28 protein-coding genes are annotated in these 23,777 nt (G+C 63.9%); 11 read left to right on the plus strand and 17 right to left on the minus strand.

What is annotated here, in order from left to right; translation table 11 throughout:
* The 4 genes from CK221_RS04450 to CK221_RS04465 all read right to left on the minus strand — a co-directional run bounded on the left by CK221_RS04450 (position 1) and on the right by CK221_RS04465 (position 3,425).
* Positions 1–987, minus strand: a complete 987-nt coding sequence (locus CK221_RS04450; protein WP_095777084.1) for a Gfo/Idh/MocA family oxidoreductase — start codon at positions 985–987, stop codon at positions 1–3.
* Positions 988–1,254: 267 nt separating this feature from the next.
* Entirely contained in the window at positions 1,255–1,830 is a 576-nt protein-coding gene (locus CK221_RS04455) for a YceI family protein (RefSeq protein WP_067003284.1), read from the minus strand.
* Positions 1,831–1,897: 67 nt separating this feature from the next.
* Complete coding sequence (locus CK221_RS04460) at positions 1,898–2,470, minus strand: cytochrome b (RefSeq protein ID WP_095776860.1); 573 nt, start codon at positions 2,468–2,470, stop codon at positions 1,898–1,900.
* 64 nt (positions 2,471–2,534) lie between these two features.
* Positions 2,535–3,425: a LysR family transcriptional regulator gene (locus tag CK221_RS04465; RefSeq protein WP_095776861.1), complete on the minus strand. Its 891-nt coding sequence runs from the start codon at positions 3,423–3,425 to the stop codon at positions 2,535–2,537.
* Positions 3,426–3,523: 98 nt separating this feature from the next.
* Between CK221_RS04465 and CK221_RS04470 the strand changes: the two genes are divergently transcribed.
* Positions 3,524–4,519, plus strand: coding sequence for an aldo/keto reductase (locus tag CK221_RS04470; RefSeq protein WP_095776862.1), 996 nt, complete (start codon positions 3,524–3,526; stop codon positions 4,517–4,519).
* A gap of 81 nt (positions 4,520–4,600) precedes the next feature.
* Here CK221_RS04470 and CK221_RS04475 read toward each other — a convergent pair whose 3' ends face one another.
* From CK221_RS04475 to infC, 10 genes are all read right to left on the minus strand, one after another.
* Entirely contained in the window at positions 4,601–5,203 is a 603-nt protein-coding gene (locus CK221_RS04475) for a nucleotidyltransferase family protein (protein ID WP_095776863.1), read from the minus strand.
* A 39-nt stretch (positions 5,204–5,242) separates the two neighbouring features.
* The gene (pheT, locus tag CK221_RS04480) at positions 5,243–7,648 is read right to left on the minus strand and encodes a phenylalanine--tRNA ligase subunit beta (RefSeq protein WP_095776864.1); all 2,406 of its coding nucleotides are present in this window, start codon (positions 7,646–7,648) and stop codon (positions 5,243–5,245) included.
* Positions 7,645–8,085 (minus strand): GFA family protein, encoded by a 441-nt coding sequence (locus tag CK221_RS04485; protein WP_095776865.1) that lies wholly within the window; start codon positions 8,083–8,085, stop codon positions 7,645–7,647. Before CK221_RS04485 ends, pheT begins: the two co-directional genes overlap by 4 nt.
* Positions 8,082–9,134, minus strand: a complete 1,053-nt coding sequence (gene pheS / locus CK221_RS04490) for a phenylalanine--tRNA ligase subunit alpha (protein WP_245322440.1) — start codon at positions 9,132–9,134, stop codon at positions 8,082–8,084. Before pheS ends, CK221_RS04485 begins: the two co-directional genes overlap by 4 nt.
* Before the next feature lie 186 nt (positions 9,135–9,320).
* Positions 9,321–9,722, minus strand: a complete 402-nt coding sequence (gene rplT / locus CK221_RS04495; RefSeq protein WP_040968947.1) for a 50S ribosomal protein L20 — start codon at positions 9,720–9,722, stop codon at positions 9,321–9,323.
* Positions 9,723–9,760: 38 nt separating this feature from the next.
* A complete protein-coding gene (gene rpmI, locus CK221_RS04500; RefSeq protein ID WP_027166935.1) occupies positions 9,761–9,964 on the minus strand; it encodes a 50S ribosomal protein L35 in 204 nt (67 codons plus the stop codon).
* A gap of 217 nt (positions 9,965–10,181) precedes the next feature.
* Complete coding sequence (locus CK221_RS04505) at positions 10,182–11,456, minus strand: hypothetical protein (RefSeq protein WP_143749024.1); 1,275 nt, start codon at positions 11,454–11,456, stop codon at positions 10,182–10,184.
* A gap of 183 nt (positions 11,457–11,639) precedes the next feature.
* A complete protein-coding gene (locus CK221_RS04510) occupies positions 11,640–12,287 on the minus strand; it encodes an isoprenylcysteine carboxylmethyltransferase family protein (protein ID WP_095776868.1) in 648 nt (215 codons plus the stop codon).
* Entirely contained in the window at positions 12,277–12,507 is a 231-nt protein-coding gene (locus CK221_RS04515) for a hypothetical protein (RefSeq protein WP_143749025.1), read from the minus strand. Before CK221_RS04515 ends, CK221_RS04510 begins: the two co-directional genes overlap by 11 nt.
* Before the next feature lie 91 nt (positions 12,508–12,598).
* Complete coding sequence (gene infC, locus CK221_RS04520; protein ID WP_067003282.1) at positions 12,599–13,135, minus strand: translation initiation factor IF-3; 537 nt, start codon at positions 13,133–13,135, stop codon at positions 12,599–12,601.
* A gap of 214 nt (positions 13,136–13,349) precedes the next feature.
* On the opposite strand from infC, the gene CK221_RS04525 reads away from it, so the two are divergent.
* The 4 genes from CK221_RS04525 to CK221_RS04540 all read left to right on the plus strand — a co-directional run bounded on the left by CK221_RS04525 (position 13,350) and on the right by CK221_RS04540 (position 16,741).
* Entirely contained in the window at positions 13,350–14,120 is a 771-nt protein-coding gene (locus tag CK221_RS04525; RefSeq protein WP_095777085.1) for an alpha/beta hydrolase, read from the plus strand.
* A 2-nt stretch (positions 14,121–14,122) separates the two neighbouring features.
* Positions 14,123–15,265 (plus strand): benzoate/H(+) symporter BenE family transporter, encoded by a 1,143-nt coding sequence (locus tag CK221_RS04530; protein WP_095776870.1) that lies wholly within the window; start codon positions 14,123–14,125, stop codon positions 15,263–15,265.
* 116 nt (positions 15,266–15,381) lie between these two features.
* Positions 15,382–15,864 carry a DUF2852 domain-containing protein gene (locus CK221_RS04535; RefSeq protein WP_067002952.1) on the plus strand — a complete coding sequence of 161 codons (483 nt, stop codon included), beginning with the start codon at positions 15,382–15,384 and terminating at the stop codon, positions 15,862–15,864.
* A 118-nt stretch (positions 15,865–15,982) separates the two neighbouring features.
* Positions 15,983–16,741: a M48 family metallopeptidase gene (locus CK221_RS04540; RefSeq protein ID WP_067002950.1), complete on the plus strand. Its 759-nt coding sequence runs from the start codon at positions 15,983–15,985 to the stop codon at positions 16,739–16,741.
* Positions 16,742–16,787: 46 nt separating this feature from the next.
* Here the strand turns inward: CK221_RS04540 and CK221_RS04545 are convergent, their stop codons facing one another.
* Positions 16,788–17,006: a hypothetical protein gene (locus CK221_RS04545; RefSeq protein ID WP_095776871.1), complete on the minus strand. Its 219-nt coding sequence runs from the start codon at positions 17,004–17,006 to the stop codon at positions 16,788–16,790.
* Between the two features lie 110 nt (positions 17,007–17,116).
* Between CK221_RS04545 and CK221_RS04550 the strand changes: the two genes are divergently transcribed.
* From CK221_RS04550 to CK221_RS04575, 6 genes are all read left to right on the plus strand, one after another.
* Positions 17,117–17,776, plus strand: a complete 660-nt coding sequence (locus CK221_RS04550) for a phosphoribosylanthranilate isomerase (protein WP_095776872.1) — start codon at positions 17,117–17,119, stop codon at positions 17,774–17,776.
* 91 nt (positions 17,777–17,867) lie between these two features.
* Complete coding sequence (gene trpB / locus CK221_RS04555; protein ID WP_095776873.1) at positions 17,868–19,118, plus strand: tryptophan synthase subunit beta; 1,251 nt, start codon at positions 17,868–17,870, stop codon at positions 19,116–19,118.
* A gap of 2 nt (positions 19,119–19,120) precedes the next feature.
* Positions 19,121–19,960, plus strand: a complete 840-nt coding sequence (gene trpA, locus CK221_RS04560; RefSeq protein ID WP_095776874.1) for a tryptophan synthase subunit alpha — start codon at positions 19,121–19,123, stop codon at positions 19,958–19,960.
* Between the two features lie 97 nt (positions 19,961–20,057).
* Positions 20,058–20,984, plus strand: coding sequence for an acetyl-CoA carboxylase, carboxyltransferase subunit beta (gene accD / locus CK221_RS04565; RefSeq protein ID WP_067002939.1), 927 nt, complete (start codon positions 20,058–20,060; stop codon positions 20,982–20,984).
* Between the two features lie 214 nt (positions 20,985–21,198).
* The gene (locus tag CK221_RS04570; protein WP_095776875.1) at positions 21,199–22,524 is read left to right on the plus strand and encodes a folylpolyglutamate synthase/dihydrofolate synthase family protein; all 1,326 of its coding nucleotides are present in this window, start codon (positions 21,199–21,201) and stop codon (positions 22,522–22,524) included.
* A 29-nt stretch (positions 22,525–22,553) separates the two neighbouring features.
* Positions 22,554–22,973, plus strand: a complete 420-nt coding sequence (locus tag CK221_RS04575) for a VOC family protein (protein ID WP_095776876.1) — start codon at positions 22,554–22,556, stop codon at positions 22,971–22,973.
* A gap of 18 nt (positions 22,974–22,991) precedes the next feature.
* On the opposite strand, the gene CK221_RS04580 is transcribed toward CK221_RS04575, so the two are convergent.
* Positions 22,992–23,273: a cupin domain-containing protein gene (locus CK221_RS04580; RefSeq protein WP_095776877.1), complete on the minus strand. Its 282-nt coding sequence runs from the start codon at positions 23,271–23,273 to the stop codon at positions 22,992–22,994.
* Between the two features lie 129 nt (positions 23,274–23,402).
* On the minus strand, positions 23,403–23,726 hold the full coding sequence (gene trxA / locus CK221_RS04585; RefSeq protein WP_041000044.1) for a thioredoxin: 324 nt from the start codon (positions 23,724–23,726) through the stop codon (positions 23,403–23,405).
* Between the last annotated feature and the right edge of the window lie 51 nt (positions 23,727–23,777).

Consider the following 23,777-nt stretch of genomic DNA (forward strand, 5'->3'; position numbering starts at 1 on the left):
TCAGACGGGCTCCCAGCCGTTCTTGTCGCCGGCGCGGAAGATGGCGTCGATGACCTTCTGGTTGAGGACCGATTCCTCCAGCGTGAAGACACGGTCCTTGCCGCCCTGGGCCGCGCGTACGAAGGCCTCGCATTCCAGCCGGTACTGCTGGGTGCCTGGGAAGCGGAACACCTGCGCTTCGGTGTGGTTCTGGTTGTGCAATTCGATGCGGTGGTGGTCGTAGAGCCCGGCATTGAACGGGCCAAAGACCTCGATGAAACCCTTCTCGCCATGGAACACCATCACCTGCCGCGCCGCCATCTGCGTCGACAGGTAGAAGGACAGTTCGAAGTCGCCGAAATCGGCACGGATCGAGGAATAGATGTCGGTGCCGAAGGTCTTGTCGCGCTCGATGGTGGCTTGCACGCGGACCGGTTCCTTGCCGGTCGAGAAGCGCGTCGACACGGTCGGATAGACGCCGATGTCGGGCAGCGCGCCGCCGCCGAGATCGAGCTGGTTGCGCATGTTGGTGGGATCGACATTGTAGTAGGAAAACGCGCCCTGCACGTGGCGCAGGCGGCCGATCGCGCCGCTGGCGATCAGGTCGCGCACCTTGATCCATTGCGGGTGGTAGACGACCATGAAGGCCTCGCAGACCAGCACCTTCTTCTCGGCGCGCAGCTTGATCAGCGGCGGGATGTCCTTGGCGTCGAGCGCAAGCGGCTTCTCGACCAGCACATGTTTTCCCGCCTCGATTGCCTTTGCCGTCCATTCGACATGCTGCGAGGTCGGCAGCGGGATATACACGCCGTCGACCTCCTTGGAAGCGAGCAGTTCCTCATAGGAGCCGAAGGCATGCGGCGCGCCGAAACGCTCGCCCAATGCCTTGGCCTTCGACAGGTCGCGGCTGGCGATCGCCGACAGCACGCCGTTCTCCGAATCTACGATCGCCGGCAAAAGCTGCTCGCGGCCGATCTTGGCCGTCGACAGAACACCCCATCGGAACATCATGCTTCTCCATGTCGGTTACGTCGATGGAGGTGTGCCCCAATTCCGGAGAAAAGCCAATCGCAGACGCGGGCCACAAAGCGCCTTCGTCATCCTCGGGCTTGACCCGAGGATCCATTCCGTGACCTATGACGTAAAGTGCAGGGATGCAGAATTCTGTAACCCTTGCAACGCTTTAGCGTCACGGCATGGATCCTAGGGTCTGCGCGCGTCGCTTCGCTCCTTGCTCCGCCCTAGGATGACGAACCCGAGGATGCGCGACCAGAGCTAACCCCTTCTCCCCGTCAGGGTCATGTCGAAGTCGACGACGTTGGAATAAATCGGCGTGCCGACATCCATGCCGTAGCGCGATCTGAGCACCTTGCCGGTGACATGGAACTTGATGGTTCCTGACTTCAGCCCATCGAGCTCGGCCGTGAACTTTTCCGAAAACGTCTTGCCGCGCGCCGTCAGCCGGCCGGTGACCACGGCGGTGGTCTCGCCGGTGCGGGTCACGTTTGTCGAGCGGAATTGGATCTCCGGATTGTTGGCGCTGTCGAAGACGGCGTCGGAACGCAGGAAAGCATCGATGCGGCCCTGGCCGGTGCCGACGCTTTCCGGAAAGATGGTGAGGTTGACCTTCGAGCGCCCGACATCGGCATTGTCGATGCGGATCGTGCCCTTGAAGCGGCCGAAGGCGCCGCCGAAGCCGCCACCGCCGGCCTTGCCGATGGTGAAGCGGATCGAGGAGCCCGCCGGGCTGATCGTGTAGCTGCCGGCGGCGTCACTGAGCGCCACCGCGGCGCAAACCGGCGCGGCAAGGCAAGCGGCAAAGGCCGCCAATCCGAGGATGCGCGCATGCATCGACATCTTTCCTATCCTGAACCAGCGCATTGCTGTCTTCCCGCCACCAACGAACGGGCGGCCCGCTCTATTCCCGGGCAGACGAAGGCGTGATCATGCGCGTGAGCACGCTGTCGCGCAGCAGGAAATGGTGGCGCATCGCAGCAAGGATATGCAACGCGACCAGCGCGATGCCGGCATAGGCAAGATACCAATGCGCGGCCGACCAGAAGCTTTCCGCGGCGTCGGATTGGGCGAGCGGCAGGTCGGGCATGACGAACTGGTTGAACGGCATCGTCGGGATTTCCAGCGTCGAGACCGAGACCAGCGCCCAGCCGGAGAGCGGCAGCGCAACCTGGAAGGCGTAAAGCGCGAAATGCGCCAGCGGCGCTGCCTTGCGCTCCAATGTTCCCACCGAAGGCGGGAGTGCTGGCGCCGCATCGCCGACACGCCAGGCGATGCGCAGGATGACCAGCCCAAGCAGCAGGAAGCCGAAGGACTTATGCAGCTGGATCAGCTCGAAGGACGTCCGCTGGCTGTCGATCCGCATCATCACGAAGCCGAGCACGAACTGGCCGATGAAGATGATGCCGATCAGCCAGTGAAGGATGATCATCGCCCAGCCATAGCGGGTGGCGGTGTTGTTGATGGACGATTGCATGGTCGAAAAACGTCGCTGAAATCACCTTTCTTCCAGCCCTCCCCACAAGGGGGAGGATGGAGTCTTACCCGCTCACCTTGAAGAAATCGACGAAGGCCCGCAACGCCGGCCGCATCTGGCGGCGGCTTGGGTAGTAGACGAAGAAGCCGTCGAAGGCGGGGCACCAGTCCTCCAGCACGCGGATCAGCCGGCCATCGGCGAGCGGCGCCTTCACATAGTCCTCGAAGACGAAGGCGAGCCCGGCGCCGTCGATCGCGGCCTGGGCGATCAGATGGTCCTCGTCGAGGATCAGCGGCCCTTGTGCTGCGATCTCGATTTCCTCGCCGTCCTTCTCGAACTCCCAGCGGTAGAGGATGCCGCTGGAGAAGCGGAAGCGGATGCAGCGGTGATCGGCGAGATCGCGCGGATGACGCGGTTTGGGCATGGTCGCGAAGTAGGAGGGCGCGCCGACCAACGCGCCGCGGATGTTCGGTCCGATGCGCGCCGCGATCATGTCGCGCTGCAGGCTTTCGTCCAGCCTGACACCGGCGTCGAACCCACCCTCCACCACATCGGTGAAGCGGTCCTCGATGACGACCTCCAGCACGATCTCGGGATAGGCGGCCGTGAAGGCAGCGAGCCGCGGCGTCAGCACCAGATGCGCGGCGGTGCGCGGCACGCTGAGCCTGAGATTGCCGGCCGGGCGGTCGCGCGCCTCGACCGCCGTTTCCAGCGCCAGGTCGATCTCGGACAGTGCCGGCCGCAGGCGCTCCAACAGCCGCGCGCCTTCCTCGGTCGGGGCGACACTGCGCGTGCTGCGCGCCAGAAGCCGCACGCCGAGCCGCGCCTCCAGGCTCGCCACCGCATGGCTGACCGCCGACGGCGCGATGCCGAGCTCGCGGGCAGCGCCGCGGAAGCTGGCGCATTGGGCGACCGTGGCAAGCACAGCAAGTTGGGAGAGGTTCGTTCGATTCATTGTTCTATTTAATAGAGCAAGCCGTGCAAAAGAGACAGAATTATCGAACGCACTGCGAGGCGCTATCTCTCTGCCCTATCGCAACAAGGAGATGCGCCATGCAAACCCGCAAATTAGGAACTGAACTCGAAGTCTTCCCCGTCGGCCTCGGCTGCATGGGCATGAGCTTTGTCTATGGCGGACAGCCGGAGGCGGAAGCCATCGCCACGCTGCGCCGCGCCGTCGAGATCGGCGTCACCTTCTTCGACACGGCCGAAGTCTATGGCCCTTACGAGAACGAGATCCTGCTCGGCAAGGCGCTGAAGCCGGTGCGTGAGAAGGTGACGATCGCCACCAAGTTCGGCTTCAAGATCGCCGAGCAAGGCTCAGGCACCGACCGGATGATCGGCGTCGACAGCCGCCCCGAGCACGTCAAGGCGGTGGCCGAATCCTCACTGAAGCGCTTGAACACAGACGTCATCGACCTCTATTACCAGCACCGTGTCGACCCGAACGTGCCGATCGAGGACACGGTCGGCGCCATGGCCGAACTGGTGCGCGAGGGCAAGGTGCGGGCGCTCGGCCTGTCGGAAGTGAGCGGCGCCACGCTGCGCCGGGCGCATGCCGTGCACCCGATCGCCGCCGTGCAGAGCGAGTATTCGCTGTGGAGCCGCGATCCCGAGGACGAGGTCTTTGCCGTTTGCCGCGAGCTCGGCATCGGCTTTGTCCCCTACAGTCCGCTCGGCCGCGGCCTGCTCACCGGCACCATCGCCAAGCGCGATACGCTCGGCGCCGGCGACTGGCGCCTCGGCCTGCCGCGCTTCCAGGCCGAAGCCATGGAAGCCAACAATGCCGTCATTGCCGTGCTGGAAAAGTTGGCGATGGAAAAGGGCGTGACAGCGGCGCAACTGGCGCTCGCTTGGGTGCTGCACCAGGGCGATTTCATCGTGCCGATCCCCGGCGCGCGCAAGATCCGCCATTTGGAGCAGAACACGGCAGCGGCCGGGATCAAGCTGAGCGCCGCGGAGGTCGCGGCCATCGGCGACGCGCTGTCGCCCGACAAGGTCGTCGGCAAGCGCTATACCGAAGAGCTGCTGGCGCTGGTGAATGGTTAGACATTTCAGTTTGCTTTGAGACGCTGGCGGGACAGCGCCCCCCTCTGTCCGGCAGGACAGAGGGGGGCGCCTCGCGCTGACCTACCAAGGCACGACGCTGATCTCCGGCCAGTTCTCTCGCGCCCTCCTCCCCTTCGCCTCATGCGTCCGCTGGTTGTCCAGCACCCGGTTCGGCGTGATGCGGAACGAAAAAATGTCATCGAGCCCGAACGGCGCCACCAAATCTAGGCATCCCTCGGCATCGTACCGCACCCCAACCGCATGCGTCTTCGACGCGAAATAGCCGACCGATTCACTCGCGCTCGTGTAGCGCGGGCATGCCTGCCCGAACTTGGCCGGATACCACAGGTGCACGCGTGCCTGATTTCGCACCTCCACCGGCAGCGTCAGTCCTTCGAAATGCTGCGCCGCCCGGCGGATCACCGCGTCCTCGGCCTCGTAGGAGAGATCGGTGCCGTCGAAATAGAACAGATCGACATCCTTGATGCCGTAGCCTGAGGGCCTGCCGGTGAGATGGTTCCAGATGCTGTTGTAGAGCGCGCCGGAAACCACCAGCCAGTCCGGCAACGCCAGTTCACGCATTCGCGCCAGCGTTTTGGCCAGCAGCGGGTCCGCCGCCACGATTTCGAGGAACGCCGCGCGTTGCTCCTCGAAAGGCAGGCCGGAATAGCGGAGATGGTGCATCGCCCAATGGAGGGCGATTCGCCACCTTCCGGCAATCCTTTATGCTCTCAGCACGCCGCCCGTCTGCTTGTTGACGTTCTCGACGATGCGTTTCGCCAGCGCCTCGAAATCCTCGTCGGTCAGCGTCTTTTCGACCGGCTGGATCGAGACTTCGATGGCGATCGACTTCTTGGCGGCGCCGAGCGCAGCGCCTTCGAACACGTCGAACACCGAGACGCCGGTGACCAGCTTCTTGTCGGCGGCCAAAGCTGCCCGCACCAGCGTGCCGGCCTCGACCGTCCGGTCGACGACGAAAGCAAAATCGCGCTTCACCGTCTGGAAGGGTGAAAGCTCCAGCTTCGGCTTGGTGCGCGTCGGCTTGGCCTTCGGCTCCGGCACGGCATCGACAAAGACCTCGAAGCCGCAGAGCGGCCCAGAGGCGTCGAGCACTTCGAGCGTCCTTGGATGGAACTCGCCGAAAGTGCCGAGCACGGTCTTCGGCCCGAGCTTGATCGTGCCTGAGCGTCCGGGGTGGTACCAGGCCGGGCCGCCGGGCTCGATCTGCAGCCTGTCGACCGGCGCGCCGCAAGCTTCGAGCGCCGCGATCGCATCGGCCTTGGCGTCGAACACGCCGACCGGCCCGGCATTGCCGGCCCAGCTGCGGCCCGAGCCGTCGAGCTTGGCGGTGCCCCGCCGCACGCCCGCGGCGACGCGCCGCTGCTGGTCGGCCAAGTCGCCTTCATAGGTGCCGGACACTTCGAACAGCGCCACGTCGCCGATGCCCCGATCGGCATTGCGCTGGGCGGCGCTGATCAGCCCGGGCAGCAGCGACGGCCGCATGTCGGACATGTCGGCGGCGATCGGATTGGCGAGCTTCAGCCCGTTCTGGCCGCCGCCGAACAGCTCGGCGTGTTTCGCCGGAATGAACGACCAGGTGACCGCCTCCATCATGCCGCGCACGGCGAGCGCGCGCTTGGCGGCCCGGGTGCGCACCTGCAGCATGGTCAGGATCCTGCCGTTGACCGCGTCATGCGAGGTGAGCGGCTGCGGCGCTATGTTGTCGACGCCGTGGATGCGCATCACTTCCTCGACGAGATCGGCCTTGCCGTCGACATCTGGACGCCAGGAGGGGACCTTCACCTCGACGGCGTCACCTGAGCTGCGCGGCTCGAAGCCGAGGCGGGTCAGTATAGTGAGCGCTTCTTCTCTCGGCACCTCGATGCCGGTCAGCCGCTTCACTTCCGACAGCGGGAAGGAAATGATCTTCGGCTTGTGGCCGGCATAGCCCGCCACCTCGATTTCGGTCGGCGTGCCGCCGCACAATTCCAGCACCAGCTTGGTCGCGAGCTCGACGCCGGGCACCATAAACTCAGGGTCGACGCCGCGCTCGAAGCGGTAGCGCGCATCGCTGATGATGCCGAGCGTGCGACCGGTGCGGGCCGTCGTGATCGGGTCCCAGAGCGCCGATTCGATCAGCACGTCGGTGGTGTTCTCGTCGCAACCCGAATGCTCGCCGCCCATGATGCCGGCAATCGATTCGATGCCGTTGTCGTCGGCGATCACGCACATCTCGGGCGTCAGCGAGTATTCGCGTCCGTCGAGCGCCAGCACGTTTTCACCGTCCCTGGCGCGGCGCACCACAAGGTTGCCGGTGATCTTCTTCGCGTCGAACACATGCAGCGGCCGGCCGCGGTCGAAGGTGACGTAGTTGGTGATGTCGACCAGCGCGCTGATCGGCCGAAGCCCGATGGCGATCAGCCGCTGCTGCAGCCATTTCGGCGACGGGCCGTTCTTCACGCCCTTCACCAGCGTCAGCGCGAAGCCGGGGCAGAGTTTCGGCGCCTCGATCTTGACTTTCACCGGGCACATGCCGTCGCCGGCATGCGGCATGATCGCGCCGCCGGTCAGCCGGCCGAGGCCGCTCGCCGCAAGATCGCGCGCGATGCCGTAGACGCTGGTCGCATCGGGGCGGTTCGGCGTCAGGTTGATCTCGATCACCGGATCGTCGAGATGGGCGTAGGCGGCGAAGCTGGTGCCGACCGGTGCGTCTTCGGGCAGGTCGATGATGCCGGTATGCTCGTCCGAAAGCTGCAGCTCGCGTTCGGAGCACATCATGCCATGGCTCTCGACGCCGCGAATCTTGCCGACCGAAAGCGTCACGTCGATGCCGGGAATATAGGTGCCGGGCGCAGCAAAAGCGCCGACCAGGCCGGCGCGTGCGTTGGGCGCCCCGCACACCACCTGCGCCGGCCTGCCATCGCCGGTATCGACCGTAAGCACCCGCAGCCGGTCGGCGTCGGGATGCTGCACGGCAGTCAGCACCTTGGCGATGACAAAGGGTTTTAGGCCCGCCTTGTCGTCGACATGTTCGACTTCGAGGCCGATCGCCGTCAGCCGCTCGACGATTTCGGCAAGCGAAGCGTCGGTCTCGAGATGGTCCTTGAGCCAGGAGAGGGTGAATTTCATGACTGTGTTCCGTAGGAAGGGCTTTGCGCGTCAGGTCTGGCCACGCTCGTCTTGAGGTGCCGCGGCAGTGAATCGGGCATATGCAGGAAGGGCAGCTGCTCGCGCACATGCGCATGCAGCGTCGGCCTGAAATAGGCAGGCATGTCCATGGCGCCGAGCGTGAAGTAAATATGGCCGGCGAGCCGCTCGTCGCTATAGGTGATCGGCGAGCCGCAAATGCCGCAGAACGAGCGCGCCACCGGGCCGTTCCGGTAGCTCTTCAGCGACTTGCCTTCGAGCGCGATCTGGTCGGCCGCGAAGCCGATAAAGGCCGACACCGGCGCGCCGCTGGCGCGCCGGCAATCGCCGCAATGGCAATAGCTGATGTGGTGCGGCTCGGCCGAGGCCTGGAACCGCACGGCACCGCAGCGGCAGCCCCCGGTATGGGGAGCGGTCATGTGGAAAGGCCCCCGAACAGCGTCGGCATGTCGAGCGGCCGGAAGCCGTAATGCGTGAGCCAGCGCACGTCGGCGTCGAAAAATGCGCGCAGGTCCGGCATCCCGTATTTCAGCATGGCGATGCGGTCGATGCCCATGCCCCAGGCAAAGCCCTGGTATTCGTCGGGATCGAGCCCGCCGTAACGCAGCACGTTGGGATGCACCATGCCGCAGCCCAGGATTTCCATCCAGTCGGAGCCTTCGCCGAAGCGCACTTCGCCCGGCCGCGAGCGGTCGCACTGGATGTCGACCTCGAGGCTGGGCTCGGTGAACGGAAAGAAGGACGGCCGGAAGCGCATTTTGACGCTCGGCACTTCGAAGAAGGCCTTGCAGAATTCCTCCAGCACCCACTTCATGTTGGCGATGTTGGCGGTCTTGTCGATCACCAGCCCCTCGACCTGATGGAACATCGGCGAGTGCGTGGCGTCCGAATCCTGCCGGTAGGTCTTGCCGGGGATGACGATGCGGATCGGCGGCTTCTGCTGCTCCATTGTGCGGATCTGCACGGGCGAGGTGTGCGTGCGCAAAAGCTTGCGCTCGCCCTTCTCGTCCGGCTGGAAGAAGAAGGTGTCGTGCATCTCGCGCGCGGGGTGGCCTTCCGGGAAATTGAGCGCGGTGAAATTGTAATAGTCGGTCTCGATGTCCGGACCTTCGGCGATCGCGAAGCCGAGATCGCCGAAGATCGCTGCGATTTCGTCGATCACCTGGCTGATCGGATGAATGCGGCCGCGCTCGGCCGGCGACTGGCGCACCGGCAGCGTCACGTCGACCGTTTCGGCGGCGAGCCGCGCCGCGATCGCCACGTCCTTCAGCTCCGACTTGCGCGCCGTCAGCGCCTCCGTGACGCGGTTCTTCAGCCCATTGATCGCCGGGCCCTTGACCTGCCGCTCCTCGGCGCTCATCGCGCCGAGCGTTTTCAGCATCTCGGAGACCGAGCCCTTCTTGCCCAGCGCCGAGACGCGCACCGCCTCGATCGCCTGCTCGTCGGCCGCGGCCGCGATGTCGGCCATCAAAGAAGCTTCAAGGGTTTCAAGATTTCCAGCGGTGGCGTTCACGGCGAAACTCTCTCGATCGGGCAACCACCGGGGTTCGGTGCGTCACCAATTTGGTTGCATCAGGCATAAGAAAAACCCGCGCCAGCCGTGCCAGCGCGGGTTCCCCAAAATCAGAATAGCGAATGCTTGGGAAGCGCTGGCTTAGGCGACAGCGCTCTCAAAAGCATTCGGCGTGGTGTTCTTCAGATATTCGAGCGCCACCTTGGCCTTGGCCACAAGGGCTGCGAAAGCCTGCGGCTCGTGGATGGCCATGTCCGAAAGGACCTTGCGGTCGATCTCGATGCCGGCCTTGTTGAGGCCGTCGATGAAGCGGCCATAGGTCAGGCCGTGCTCGTGCACCGCTGCATTGATGCGCTGGATCCACAGCGCGCGGAACGAGCGCTTGCGGTTCTTGCGGTCGCGATAGGCGTACTGCAGCGACTTTTCCACCGCCTGCTTGGCGATGCGGATGGTGTTCTTGCGACGGCCGTAGAAGCCCTTGGCGGCTTTCAGGACCTTCTTGTGCTTGGCGTGGGCGGTGACGCCTCTCTTTACGCGTGCCATGTCATGATCTCCTTAAAACGCTGTTCCGGACCGAATGCTTAAAGGCCGTTCGGCAGAAAATTCTTGATGACCTTCTTGCCGTCCGGTTCAGCCAGAACCATCGTGCCGCGGGCATCGCGAATGAACTTGTTGGAACGCTTGATCATGCCGTGGCGCTTGCCGGCGGCAGCCGACAGCACCTTGCCGGTGGCGGTAATCTTGAACCGCTTCTTGGCGGCCGATTTGGTCTTCATCTTGGGCATTTTGCTACTCCGTAATGTGGCGCACCATCGCGCTTCTTTTCTCGCTTCGGGCCGACCAAAGCCCGAAAAGCAAATGAAACCGCCACGGCATGCCCTGCCGGGCGGTTTTCTTGGAACGGCGGTCCTATAGATCAAACAGGGCCGGTGCGCAACACCCGAAGCTGTGCAGCCCCTTCAAGTCGCAGAAGACCAGAGCCCGCTTACGCAGGCTCATTGGTCATGGATCGCCTCGTGTGGACTCGAGATTGAAAAGGACGCGTTCCAGCACATATTCATCGCTGTCGAAGACGAAATTGGCGCGATCAAATCCAAAACCCCAATGCTCTGGAGCGCCAGCTACCGACTCTTGGCCATCGACGGTCGTGGTTGCCGGCAAAGCCCACACCTTGTCCCTCAGTGCGCCTCTGGGCGCTTCGCCGCTGTAGCAATAAGCGAAGCCACGGTTCAGTCCGCCATCAATATCGATATTTGTTGTGTTCACCGACTGCAGGACCTCATAAGCCGCAATCCTCGCGGTCCGCTCCACCGGCCATTTGTCCTGCCTCATCGAAGTGTCCGCAGGATAAAACGCGGCAGCTCTCGTGGTGCTGCTGCCTTTGCTGCTGGCTTTCAATCCCACCAATTGCACGCCGTCACGGCGCAGCGCGCCAAAATCCGGCTGCCAGAAGCCTCCATTCAACCCTAGTGTCAGCCCATCGTCCCGCGTTTGTTTCTTCGCTTTTTTCCGCGCCTCGCGGATTTCGTTCGCATAGGCGGCTCCCGCGGCCGGATCCGAAATAGTCCAGTATCGGGCAGCATTCGCCGGCCGGTACTTGCGGACGATCTCCCGCTCTGGGCCGGTCAGCTTCCACCGGGAAAAAGCGGAGCAACTCCTCCCGAATGCCGGATACGTTCTCGCGAGGCCGAGCAGTCCGAGTTGATAATCATTTTGTGCCGAATGATACTGACTGCGGGTGATGATGTTCTGCGGGCCATTGGCACGGAAGGCATCGAACTCGGCGCGCGTCGCGCGCTCGACGGTTGCCTTGTCGAAACGCAGCACCGATTTCGGGCTCCGATAGGCATCGTCCGTCATGTAGCCGGTGCCGAACGCCACGGTATTGGCATTGTCATAGACGACCATCACCGGAAGGAAATCCGCCGGCACGCCGCCGTTTTCCGTCGTGTCGCCGCGGCAGGCGTCGGGCGCGCGCACGACGACCGCCTTATTGTCGCTCATGCGTTGACCCCACACGGTCGGGGTCAGCCCTGCCTCGTATGTGGAGGAACTGTCCTTGTAATGGATGTTGAGGACGTTGCAGCCGACGACGATGTCATAGTGTTGCTGTTCGCCCTTATAGGCAAAGTCCACCTTCAGACGGAAGTAGGTTCCGCGATCGATATAGGCGTCCTTTGTGGAGGACAATTGCCCTGTCACGTGGTTCGCGGTCTCCGCTACCCAAGCCAAAGCCAGGAGAATGAACCCACCGACGGCGGCAACGGCAGTCCTCACCCTCAAGCTTTGCTCCGTGTGGAAGACATTCGCAAATGTGGTGGTCCCGGCCTGGCACTCGACACAGTGCACCCGTCAGCGCTTTATTTGCCGCGACCATCGCTACACCATTGGTGTAGCCAGACTATTAATATGTCCGGAAGTCAGCTCCGGCACTTCAATAGTGCTTCTGTCCGGCAGCTATTAAGGCAGCGTAAACCACACCGGCAGCACGCCCGACTGCTGCGCGCCGTCGATCAGTTCGAAGGCCGGCAGCGCCACCAGGAACACCAGTCCGTCGAGCAGCGTGTTCAAGAGCAGGCGCGGCTTGAAGCTGCCGGTGTCGCCTTCCTGGTAGAGCGAAAGCTTTGGAAAGAAGCGAGGCACGCGCGCCAGATAGGCTTTGTAGGGAGCGCCGAGGACTTCCTTGAGATAGCGCTCCTCGCGCAGGATGACGACGTGGAAGGCGCCGGCGCAAAGGACCGCGAAGAGGATGATGCCGGAAAACGAGCCGATCTGCGCGCCAACGCCGGCTGCCGCCACGGTCGAGAACAGATAGAGCGGGTTGCGGGTGATCGAATAGGGCCCGCCGGTGACCACTTCGGAGGATTTGCGGCCGCCGATGTAGAGCGTCGACCACAAGCGCCCGACGATGCCCAGGAAGATCAGGAGCACGCCGAACATCTCGATCGTCTCGTGCACGGGCGTCTCGGGAGGGAACGTCGACTGGCCGAACAGGAGTGCCGCAAACAGCACCACGATGAGCACCGCCAGCACGATGCGGCGCATATACTGGTAGCCGCCCAACCCTTCTATCTGGTTGTCGGTCGGGATCTTTGTTTCATCGACCATGGCCAATCCGATCGTCGTGTTTTGATCGCGATCGGGAAAACCCAATCGTCGATTTGGTCGCGATCGGGAACACCCGATCGTCGATTTGATCGCGATCGAGGAGCTCGATCGTCGCGAAGCCGGCGATCGGATAGAAAAACAGGCGCCCCGCCGATCGTCGGGTCGCCCTGCGCGGCAATTCAGGCGGATTTTGGAGCGCCAAGCAGCGCCGGCCGGTCAATTCTCTCTCGCGAAACCGTGATCGGCGCGACAGTTTGCGGCGATCGCGCCGGAATGGCTCCAGGACGGAAAGGAAAACGTGAGGCGCACCTTCAGCGGGGCGCCAGCACCATCATCATCTGTCGGCCTTCGAGCTTCGGCTCGGCCTCGACCTTGGCGATCGGCGCGACTTCCTCGCGCACCTTGTTCAGGAGCTGCATGCCGAGTTCCATATGCGCCATTTCGCGGCCGCGGAAACGCAGCGTCAGCTTGACCTTGTCGCCGTCCTCGAAGAAGCGCCGCACGGCCTTCATCTTGGTCTCGTAGTCATGGCTGTCGATGTTCGGGCGCATCTTGATCTCCTTGATCTCGATGACCTTCTGGTTCTTGCGCGCCTCGGCCGCCTTCTTCTGGTTGGCGTATTTCAGCTTGCCGAGATCGAGGATCTTGACGACGGGCGGCTGCGCGTTGGGCGATATCTCGACGAGATCCAGCCCGGCCTCTTCGGCCAGCAGCAGCGCGTCGTTGATGGAAACTTCGCCACGGTTGTGGCCTTCTGCGTCGATGAGCTGGACCCGGGGCACCCGGATGTCTCGGTTGGAGCGCGGACCGTCCTTGGTCGGGGCCGCTGCTTTGAAAGGTCTGCGAATGGTCGTGGTCTCCTCGGCCGTTTCGTTCAGGGTTTCTTTGAGTTCAATCGCTTGGACGCGCCTATGTGGTGAGCGCGCGGCCGGAGTCAATAGCACAGCCTCGCCAGGAAATCACCTCAAAGCTTGCCATTGCCTGCACCAAGCAAAGAAAAGGTGCGAGCACTTTTCCGCGAACCGCCGGATGTGCCAAAAGACCGGCCGGAAGGACGAGGTCATGGACGCCAGCGCACCAGTTTTCATCGACGTGAACGGAACGCAGATCGCTGTCAGGCAGGCGCCGGGCTCAGCGCCGGGCATCGTCTGGCTGGGCGGCTACAAGTCCGACATGCTCGGCACCAAGGCCGAGGCGCTGTCGGCCTGGGCGAGCCGCGAAGGCCGCGCCTATCTGCGCCACGACTATTCCGGCCACGGCGAATCGGGCGGCGAATTCGCCGAGGGCACGATCTCGAAATGGCTGGCCGAGAGCCTCGCCGTCTTTCGCCGCTTCAGCAAGGGCAAGCAGATCCTGGTCGGCTCCTCGATGGGGGCGTGGATTGCGCTGCGCATGGTGCAGGAATTGCGCAAGGCCGGCGACGACCGCATCGCCGGCCTGGTGCTGCTTGCGCCGGCGCCCGACTTCACCGTCGAGCTGATCGAGCCGGTGCTGACCAGGGCGCAGAAGCGCGACCTTTCGAAAAAGGGATTCTTCGAGGAACCGTCCGACTATTCCGCCGAGCCCTATATCTACACGCGCGCGCTGATCGAGGACGGCCGCGCGAACCGGGTGATGACCGGGCCGATCGACACTCATTGCCCGGTGCATATCCTGCAGGGTCTCGCCGATCCCGACGTGCCTTCCGGCCATGCGCTGAAGCTCGCCGCACTGCTGCCGGCCGATGACGTCACGCTGTCGCTTATCCCCGACGGCGATCATCGCCTCTCCCGCCCGGAGGATCTCGACATGCTCAACCGCGCCGTCGGCGACCTGGTCCAGCGGGTTTCATGAGCATGCGCATTTCAATCCCGATATCCGCCTTCGTTGCGGCCATCGTCGGCTTTGGCGGCACTTTAGCCATCGTCATTGCCGCCGCCAAGGCGATCGGCGCCACTCAGATCGAGACCGCGAGCGGGGTGACGGCGATCTGCCTGGCCATGGCCCTAGAATGCCTGTGGCTGTCCTGGCGCACGAAAATGCCGGTCATCACCGCCTGGTCGACCCCGGGCCTGGCGCTGATCGCGGCCTCCAGCGGCTTCACCATGGCGCAAGCCGTCGGCGCTTTCATCGTCACCGGCATCCTCTTGATCGCCACCGGCCTGTTCAAGCCGCTGACCCGGCTGATCGCGCAGATTCCGGCCTCGGTGGCGTCCGGCATGCTGGCCGGCATCCTGGTCGGCTTCGCCATCAGCGCGGTCAAGGCCATTCCCGCCGATCCGTGGCTGATCCTGCCGCTGATCGCCGCCTTCTTCGTCATCCGGCTGTTCAACCCGGCGGTTTCGGTCCTTGTCGTGCTGATCGGCGGCGGCCTTGCCGCCTTCCTCACCGGCCGCGTCGGCGGCCTGCCGGCGCCGGAATTGTCGACACTGACGCTGATCGCGCCGCAGTTCACCGTTTCGGCGATCATTGGCCTGGCCTTGCCGCTCTACCTCGTCACCATGGCCTCGCAGAACCTCTCCGGTCTCGCGGTGCTGAAAGCCGCCGGCTACCACCCGGAACCTGGCCCGCTGATCGGCGTCACCGGGCTGTTCTCGCTGCTCTCGGCGCCGTTCGGCGCCTCGACGACCAATCTGGCGGCGATCTCCGCGGCGATCTGCACCGGCCCGGATGTCCATCCGGATCCCGCCGAGCGCTGGAAGACGGGGCCGTTCTATGCGCTCGCCTATCTGGTCTTCGCCATCTTCGGCGCTTCGCTGGTGGCGATCTTCGCCGTCCTGCCGCAGAGCCTGATCGTGCTGGTCGCCGGCCTGGCGCTGATGGCGCCTTTAGCCAACGCGCTCTCGATCGCGCTCCATGATGCGGGCGAGCGCATGCCGGCCACGCTCACCTTTGCGGTGACGGCCTCAGGGCTCACCTTGTTCGGCGTCGGCGCGGCTTTTTGGGGGCTGGTCGCCGGAATGGCAGTGCTTTTCCTCGAGAAACTCAAAAAGCGATAATCATTTCAGGCCTTTCGCCGGTTTTGGCCGGACTTGCCTTGAATCGCCGATTTCGCCTTCCCATTTCGATTCCACGCAGCCGGTTTGGCTGTCTCCAACGGAAGGATTGGGAGAAAATGAACACAAGTGCATTGATCCGTCCGGCCTGGACGCCGGCGACCATCGCGCTGATGGTGATCGGCTTCATGGTGTTCTGGCCGCTGGGCTTCGCCATGCTTGCCTACATCATCTGGGGCGACCGGCTCGAAGGCTTCAAGCGCGATGTCAACCGCGCCACCGACGGCATCTTCGCCGGCTGCCGCCGTGGCTCGGAAAAGGCGGCCCGCTGGGGCCATGGCTCGTCCCGCACCGGCAACGTCGCTTTCGACGACTGGCGCGAGAAGGAACTCGAACGCCTCGCCGAGGAGCGCCGCAAGCTCGACGAGATGCTGAACGAGTTCGACGAGTATGCCCGCGAGCTGCGCCGTGCCAAGGACCAGGAAGAGTTCGACCGCTTCATGGCCGAGCGTAACAAGCGGACCGCGCCGACCACGACGAGTGGTCCAACCGGAGCGACGGGGCCGAAGCGCGGCAAGGGGTCGAACCTCCTTGACGACTGAGCCTCAATCATAAGGCTCGGCCGACATGCGGCGTCGCGCGAGCGGCGCCGTTTCTTTTTTGTTCTCCATGTAGCCTCACTCTACTGGTCGTTTTTCTCGAATCGCGTATCGTCCGGCCATGACCCTCGGCTTCTTTCGCAATCTGACCAAGCCAGAACCCAAGCCCGTCGTGGAGCGCGAGCATTGCGTCGCCGGCCGCACCCTGCCGCTCAAAATCGTCGAGAGCGCGAGGGCCCGGCGGTTGACGCTGCGTATCGATTCCGGCGGCCAGGGGCTGCGCATAACCGTGCCGCCCGGCTTGCGCCGCGGCGAGGTGGAGAAGTTCCTCGACCGCCATCAAGACTGGCTGGAGCAGCGCCTGGCCAAGGTGCCGATGCGCCCGCAGGTGCGGCCCGGCATCAAGATCCCGATCCGCGGCGTGCCGCACCGCATCGTCCATGAGCCGGCCAAACGCGGCACCGTCACCATCGCGCGCGACGAGCGCGGCCCGCTGCTCATCATCCATGGCGAGCGTGTCCACCTGCCGCGCCGCATCGCCGATTATCTGAAACGCGAGGCCAAGCGCGAGATCGAGAAGCTGGTGGTCAAGCACACCGAGGCGATCGGCAAGCGCGCCAAGGCGATCCGCTACAAGGATACCTCCAGCCGCTGGGGGTCATGCACCTCGGAGGGCAATCTGTCCTTCTCGTGGCGCATCATGATGGCGCCGCCGCCGGTCATCAATTACCTGGTGGCGCATGAGGTCGCGCATCTGAAAGAGATGAACCACGGACCGAAATTCTGGAAGCTGTGCGAAAAGCTCTGCCCCGACACCGATCGCTGCAAGGACTGGCTGAAGCGCAACGGCGGCGCGCTGCAGGCGATCGTGTTTGAGTAGGCGTCGGCCTGGCACCCGTGTATAGCTGGCGGCCCACCGCAGCCGCTCAATCGTCATTCGCCGCGTTGAGTTCCTCCGGCCGCAGCCCTTCCTCACTCGCATGCGGCCACGGCAGAAAATTCCGGTCGAACGCGTCGCTGCCGAAATAGTCGAGCGCCCGGTGCGCCTCGGCGCCGTTGAAAGCGGACTTGTCCATCAGATGCGCGATCACCTCGCGCGCTTGCGCGATCTTCTGCCTGAGTTCGGCGACGGTCTTGTCGGCCATGATCTTCCTGCTCCCGCCTGTGTTCCTATTCGAAAGGTAGCGCTTTCCGTCGGCCCGGCAACGGCATGCTTTTTCTCGACTCTTGCGGCTTTTCGTGCCAATCCCGCGCCATGACGCTCGACATCAAGATCTGCGGATTGAAGACCGACGCCGCGATGGCCGCCGCGCTCGCCGGCGGGGCCAGCCATGTCGGCTTTATCTTTTTTGCCAAAAGCCCGCGCTTCGTCGATCCGGCCGAGGCCGGCCGTCTGCGCCAGGCGGCCATCGGCAAGGCCAAGGCGGTTGCCGTCACCGTGGATGCGGATGATGACTTTCTCGACGATATTGTCGCGAAGATGCAGCCGGATATGCTGCAACTGCATGGCTCCGAAACGCCGGTGCAGGTGGCCGAGCTCAAGACCCGCTACGGCCTGCCGGTGATGAAGGTGCTGTCGGTCAGCGAAGCCGCGGATCTCGAGCGGATAAAGCCCTATGTCGGCGTTGCCGACCGCTTGATGTTCGACGCCAAGCCGCCCAAGGGATCGCAATTGCCTGGCGGCAATGGCGTCGCCTTCGACTGGCGCATCCTTGCCGGCCTTGACGCCGGCCTCGATTACATGCTTTCCGGAGGGCTCAACGCCGCCAATGTCGGCGATGCCCTCAGACTGGCCAATCCGCCCGGGATAGACATCTCCTCCGGCGTGGAGAGCGCTCCGGGCGTCAAGGATCCGGCGCTGATCGAGCAGTTTTTCCGGGCCGTCAGGGCCGCGCGCGACGACCGCGCCGCCTGAGGAAGTTTTCAAACCCGAGCATGTCCCGGAAAAGTGGGAACCGGTTTTCCGATAAGGACGTGCTCAGAAGCAAAGACTCAGGAGATCGGCGATGAACAGGCCGGCTATGCCCAATTCCTTCCGCACCGGGCCCGACGAGCAGGGCATGTTCGGCATTTTCGGCGGCCGCTTCGTCGCCGAGACGCTGATGCCGCTGATCCTCGATCTCGAAGAGCAGTGGAACAAGGCCAAGAATGATCCGGAGTTCAAGGCGGAGCTGGAGAACCTTTCGACCCATTATGCCGGTAGACCGTCGAAGCTCTATTTCGCCGAGGGCCTGACAAGGTATCTTCGCGAGGTTTCCTCGGCGAAGGGCCTCGGGGGCGGCGCCAAGGTCTATTTCAAGCGCGAGGACCTGAACCACACCGGCTCGCACAAGATCAACAATTGCCTCGGCCAGATCCTGCTCGCCAAGCGCATGGGCAAGAAGCGCATCATTGCCGAGACCGGTGCCGGCCAGCATGGTGTCGCTTCCGCCACGGTCGCTGCGCGCTTCGGCTATCCCTGCGTGGTTTACATGGGTGCAACCGACGTCGCCCGCCAGAGCCCGAACGTCTTTCGCATGAAGCTGCTCGGCGCCGAGGTTCGCCCGGTCACCGCCGGCCACGGCACGCTGAAGGACGCGATGAACGAGGCGCTGCGTGACTGGGTCACCAATGTCGAGGACACCTATTATCTGATCGGCACCGCCGCCGGCCCGCATCCCTATCCGGAGCTGGTGCGCGACTTCCAGTCGGTGATCGGCACGGAAGCACGCGCCCAGATGCTGGAGCAGGAAGGCCGGCTGCCCGACGTCATCATCGCCGCCGTCGGCGGCGGCTCCAACGCCATTGGGCTTTTCCACCCGTTCCTCGACGACAAGGATGTGCGCATCATCGGCATCGAGGCCGGCGGTCGCGGCCTCGACGGCGTCGAGCACTGCGCCTCGATGAATGCCGGCGCGCCGGGCGTGCTGCACGGCAATCGCACCTATCTCTTGCAGAATGCGGATGGCCAGATTCTCGACGGCCATTCGATCTCGGCCGGTCTCGATTATCCGGGCGTCGGGCCCGAGCATGCCTGGCTGCGCGATTCGGGCCGCGTCGAATATGAGCCGATCCTCGACGACGAGGCGCTGGAGGCCTTCCAACTGACGACCCGGGTCGAAGGCATCATCCCGGCGCTGGAATCTGCGCACGCCATCGCGCATGCGATGAAGATCGTGCCGAAAATGGACAAGGACCAGATCGTCATCGTCAACCTGTCCGGCCGCGGCGACAAGGACGTGCACACGGTGGCCAAGATGCTGGGCATGGAGATCTGACAATGACGACCCGCATCGACCGCCGCATGGCGAAGCTCAAATCCGAGGGCCGTCCGGCTTTGGTCACCTACTTCATGGGCGGCGATCCGGATTACGACACTTCGCTCGCTATCATGAAGGCGCTTCCCGGCGCCGGCAGCGATGTCATCGAGCTCGGCATGCCTTTCTCCGATCCGATGGCCGACGGCCCGGCCATTCAGGCGGCGGGTCTCAGGGCGCTGAAAGGCGGTCAGACGCTGGTCAAGACGCTGAAGATGGCGTCCGAATTCCGCGCCGGCGACGACGAAACGCCGATCGTGCTGATGGGCTACTACAACCCGATCTACATTTACGGTGTCGATCGCTTCCTGGCCGACGCCAAGGCGAGCGGCATCGACGGCCTGATCGTTGTCGACCTGCCGCCGGAAATGGACGAGGAGCTCTGCGTTCCGGCGCTGAAGGCGGGCATCAATTTCATCCGCCTGGCGACGCCGACCACCGACGACAAGCGCCTGCCGAAGGTGCTCGAGAACACCTCCGGCTTCGTCTACTACGTGTCGATGACGGGCATCACCGGCTCGGCCTTGGCCGACACTGCCAAGGTGTCGGCGGCGGTCAAACGCATCAAGGGTCACACCGCGCTGCCGGTCTGCGTCGGCTTCGGCGTCAAGACCGCCGAGCAGGCGCGTACCATCGGCGCCTCCGCCGACGGCGTCGTCGTCGGCACGGCGATTGTCAACGCGGTCGCCAATGTGCTCGGGCCCAAGGGCGAGAAGACCGCCGATCCGGCCGAAGCGGTCGCCACGCTGGTCAGCGGGCTTGCCCAGGGCGTCCGCTCGGCCCGCCTTGCTGCCGCCGAATAGTCTGACTATTTGTTTTTACGCAATTCCGGACGGAAAACCGCCACACACTTTTCCTGGAATTGCTGGACGTCTCTTCGTCGGGACAGGAGCCGAAGCGATGAACTGGATCACCAACTACGTTCGACCGAAGATCAATTCGATGCTCGGCCGGCGCACCGACATGCCGGAAAATCTCTGGATCAAGGATCCCGAGACCGGCGAGATGATCTTCCACAAGGACCTCGAATCCAACCAGTTCGTCATCCCGTCTTCCGGCCACCACATGAAGATCTCGGCCAAGGAGCGGCTGAAATACTTCTTCGACGACGGCAGATACGAGACGCTGGAAAACCCCAAGGTCGTGCAGGATCCGCTGAAGTTCCGCGATGAGAAGCGCTACACCGATCGGCTGAAAGAGGCGAAGGCCAAGACAAGCCTCGAGGACGCGATTCTTAACGCAGTCGGCACCATCGAAGGCCTGCCGGTGGTGGTTACCGTGCAGGATTTCGCCTTCATGGGCGGCTCGCTCGGCATGGCCGCGGGCGAGGCCATCGTCCATGCCTTCGAGGTCGCTTTGCAGCGCAGGCGGCCGCTGATCCTGTTCGCCGCCTCGGGCGGCGCCCGCATGCAGGAAGGCATCCTCTCGCTGATGCAATTGCCGCGCACCACGGTCGGCGTCGACCGGCTGAAGGAAGCCGGCCTGCCCTATATCGTGGTGCTCACCAACCCGACCACCGGCGGCGTGACCGCGTCCTATGCCATGCTGGGCGACGTTCACATCGCCGAGCCCGGCGCGCTGATCGGCTTCGCCGGGCCACGCGTCATCGAGCAGACGATCCGCGAGAAACTCCCCGATGGCTTCCAGCGCGCCGAATATCTGATGGAACACGGCATGGTCGACATGGTGGTCTCGCGTCTGGAGATGCGCTCGACCATCGCACGACTGTTGAAGATGCTCCTCAAGACCCCAGTGGCCGAGACGCCATTGGAGCCTGAGATCCTGCCGCCGGCGGTCGTCAACGCCGAATCCCGGCCGCAGGCCTGACGCGAGGTCGTTTGCCGCCCACGCGATTGCGCCAACTGCGCCGCGCAGTAGCCGTTTGCGCATGATCCCTTTCCAAAACGGATCCCGGTTCGGGCTCATGCGCCAGAGCAATTCCAGCAAGAGTGCGCAGCGGTTTTGCGTCCGGAATTGCACACGAACGAAAAGCATTGAAGGCGATCCTGTTCTTTCGCCGCAAATGCTCTAGGATTCCGCCATGACAACGCTCGCCGCCGATCGTGAAATCGAACATCTGATGACGCTCCATCCGAAAGGTTTCGACCTTTCGCTGGACCGCATCACCCGCCTGCTCGAGCGTCTCGGCAACCCGCAGGACCGGCTGCCGCCGGTCATCCACATCGCCGGCACCAACGGCAAAGGCTCCTGCGCCGCCTTCTCGCGTGCGCTGCTGGAGGCGGCCGGTCACCTCGTCCACGTGCACACCTCGCCGCATCTGGTGAACTGGCACGAGCGCTACCGGCTGGCGGCCGAGGGCGGCGGCAAGCTGGTCGACGACGATGTCTTTGCCGAGGCCATCGCGCGCGTCGCCAAGGCCAATCAAGGCCAGAAGATCACCGTTTTCGAGATCCTCACCGCCGTCACCTTCATTCTGTTTTCCGAGCATCCGGCCGAGGCGGCGATCATCGAGGTCGGGCTCGGCGGCCGCTTCGATGCCACCAATGTCATTTCGCGGCCTGCCGTCTCGGTGATCATGCCGGTGTCGATGGATCACGAAGCCTATCTCGGCGACCGCGTTGAGCTGATCGCGGCCGAAAAGGCCGGCATCATGAAGCGCGGCTGCCCGGTGGTGATCGGCGCGCAGGAAAGCGAGACCGCGCTGGAGGTGCTGATCGAGACCGCCGAGCGGCTGGATTGCCCGACCGTTGTCTACGGTCAGGATTTCCTGGCCTTCGAGGAGAACGGCCGCATGGTCTATCAGGACGAGGACGGTCTGATGGACCTGCCGCTGCCGCGCCTGCCCGGTCGGCATCAGTTCGCCAATGCCGCCGCGGCAATCGCCGCGGTCAAGGCCGCCGGCTTCGAGATCAGCCATCGCGCTGCCGAAAAAGCGATGACCAGTGCCGCCTGGCCGGCCCGGATGCAGAAGCTGACGCAGGGCAGGCTGGTTGAGCTTGCCCCAAAGGGCGCCGAGATCTGGCTCGACGGCGGTCACAATCCGGGCGCCGGCGTCGTCATCGCCGAAGCGCTGGCCGAGCAGGAGGAAAAGAACCCGCGCCCGCTGATCCTCATCGCCGGCATGATCAACACCAAGGACCAGACCGGCTATTTCAGCGCCTTCAAGGGGCTTGCCCGCCATGTCTACACGGTGCCGGTGAGCAAGAGCGATGCCGGCGTGCCCAATGACGAGCTCGCGCTGCGCGCCACCGAGGCCGGCCTGTCGGCCGAGCCGGTCAACTCCGTCGCCGATGCGCTTATGCTGTTGCGCGATAGCTGGGACGGTCCGGCGCCGCGCATCCTCATCGGCGGCTCGCTATATTTCGCCGGCGCCGTGCTGGACGAGAACGGCACGCCGCCGACCTGATAGCGCCGAGGCAGTCGCGAGGAGCAATCGTGATCAAGGTGAACCAGCTGGCCCACGTCTGCATCTTCGCGCATGACCTTGAGGCGACGCGCGGCTTCTACCGGGATGTGCTCGGCATGGACACGCGGTTCAACTTCCTGCGCGACGGCAAGATCTTCGGTTTCTATCTCGATTGCGGCGGCCGCAGCCATGTCGAGGTGTTCGAGAAGGCCGAAGCCCGCTACAGCGAGGCGAACCAGATCAACCACTTCTGCCTGGAGGTGGAAGACATGGACGCCGCGATCACCCATATCCGGTCGCAAGGGGTCGAGGTCACGGCGAAGAAGCTCGCTTGCGACGGCACCTGGCAGGCCTGGATCAAAGACCCCAACGGCGTGAAGATCGAGCTGTTCGAATACACGGCCAAAAGCGCGCAATTCATCGGCGGCGATCGCGTTGCCGATTGGTAGCGGCGCCTGCCTCGAAGGTTATTTCAGCTCGATCTCGATGAAGGCATATTCGCCGTCATTGGCGTTGATGACGTCGTGCTCGACGCCTTCCCGGCGGAAGTAGGGCGCGCCTTGCTTCATCTCTGCGAAGGATTCGCCGTCGTTGGTCACCAGCTTCACCTTGCCGTCCATCAGCGGCACGACGACATAGTCGTGGCCATGGCGGTGCCAGCCGGTGTTGGCGCCCGGGGCGAAGCGGTATTCGGTGACGATCACGCGCTCATTGTCGACGTGAACTGTGGCCTTGGCTGTTCCGGTCATGGGGGGCTCCTTTTCTTAAGGAAAGGAGATGGCCGCCCGAAGCGTCAGGGCCAGAGTGCCGTCAGCGATGGCGCCAAGAAAAAGCCCGGCGCAATGGCCGGGCTCGATCTCGCTAATATTCGGATTGGCTCAGGCGAGGCTGCCATTGATCCAGTGCGACAGCGCGGTCTTCGGCGCCGCACCCACCTTCATGTCGGCCACTTCGCCGCCCTTGAAGATCATCAGCGTCGGGATCGAACGCACGCCGTACTGGGCGGCCAACTCGGGATTCTCGTCGATGTTGAGCTTGGCGACCTTCACCTTCGAGCCGAGCTCCTTGGCGATGTCTTCCAACGCCGGGGCGATCATCTTGCACGGACCGCACCACTCGGCCCAGAAATCCACCACGACCGGCTCCTTGGCATTGAGCACATCGGCCTGGAAATTGCCCTTGTCGACCTTGACGGTGGCCATGCTGAAATCCTTTCGAAAACTCGGGTTGCACCAAATGTGGTGGCTGTGGTG

It is taken from the genome of Mesorhizobium sp. WSM3868 (genome assembly GCF_002294785.1).
In the GTDB taxonomy this organism is placed as follows: domain Bacteria; phylum Pseudomonadota; class Alphaproteobacteria; order Rhizobiales; family Rhizobiaceae; genus Mesorhizobium.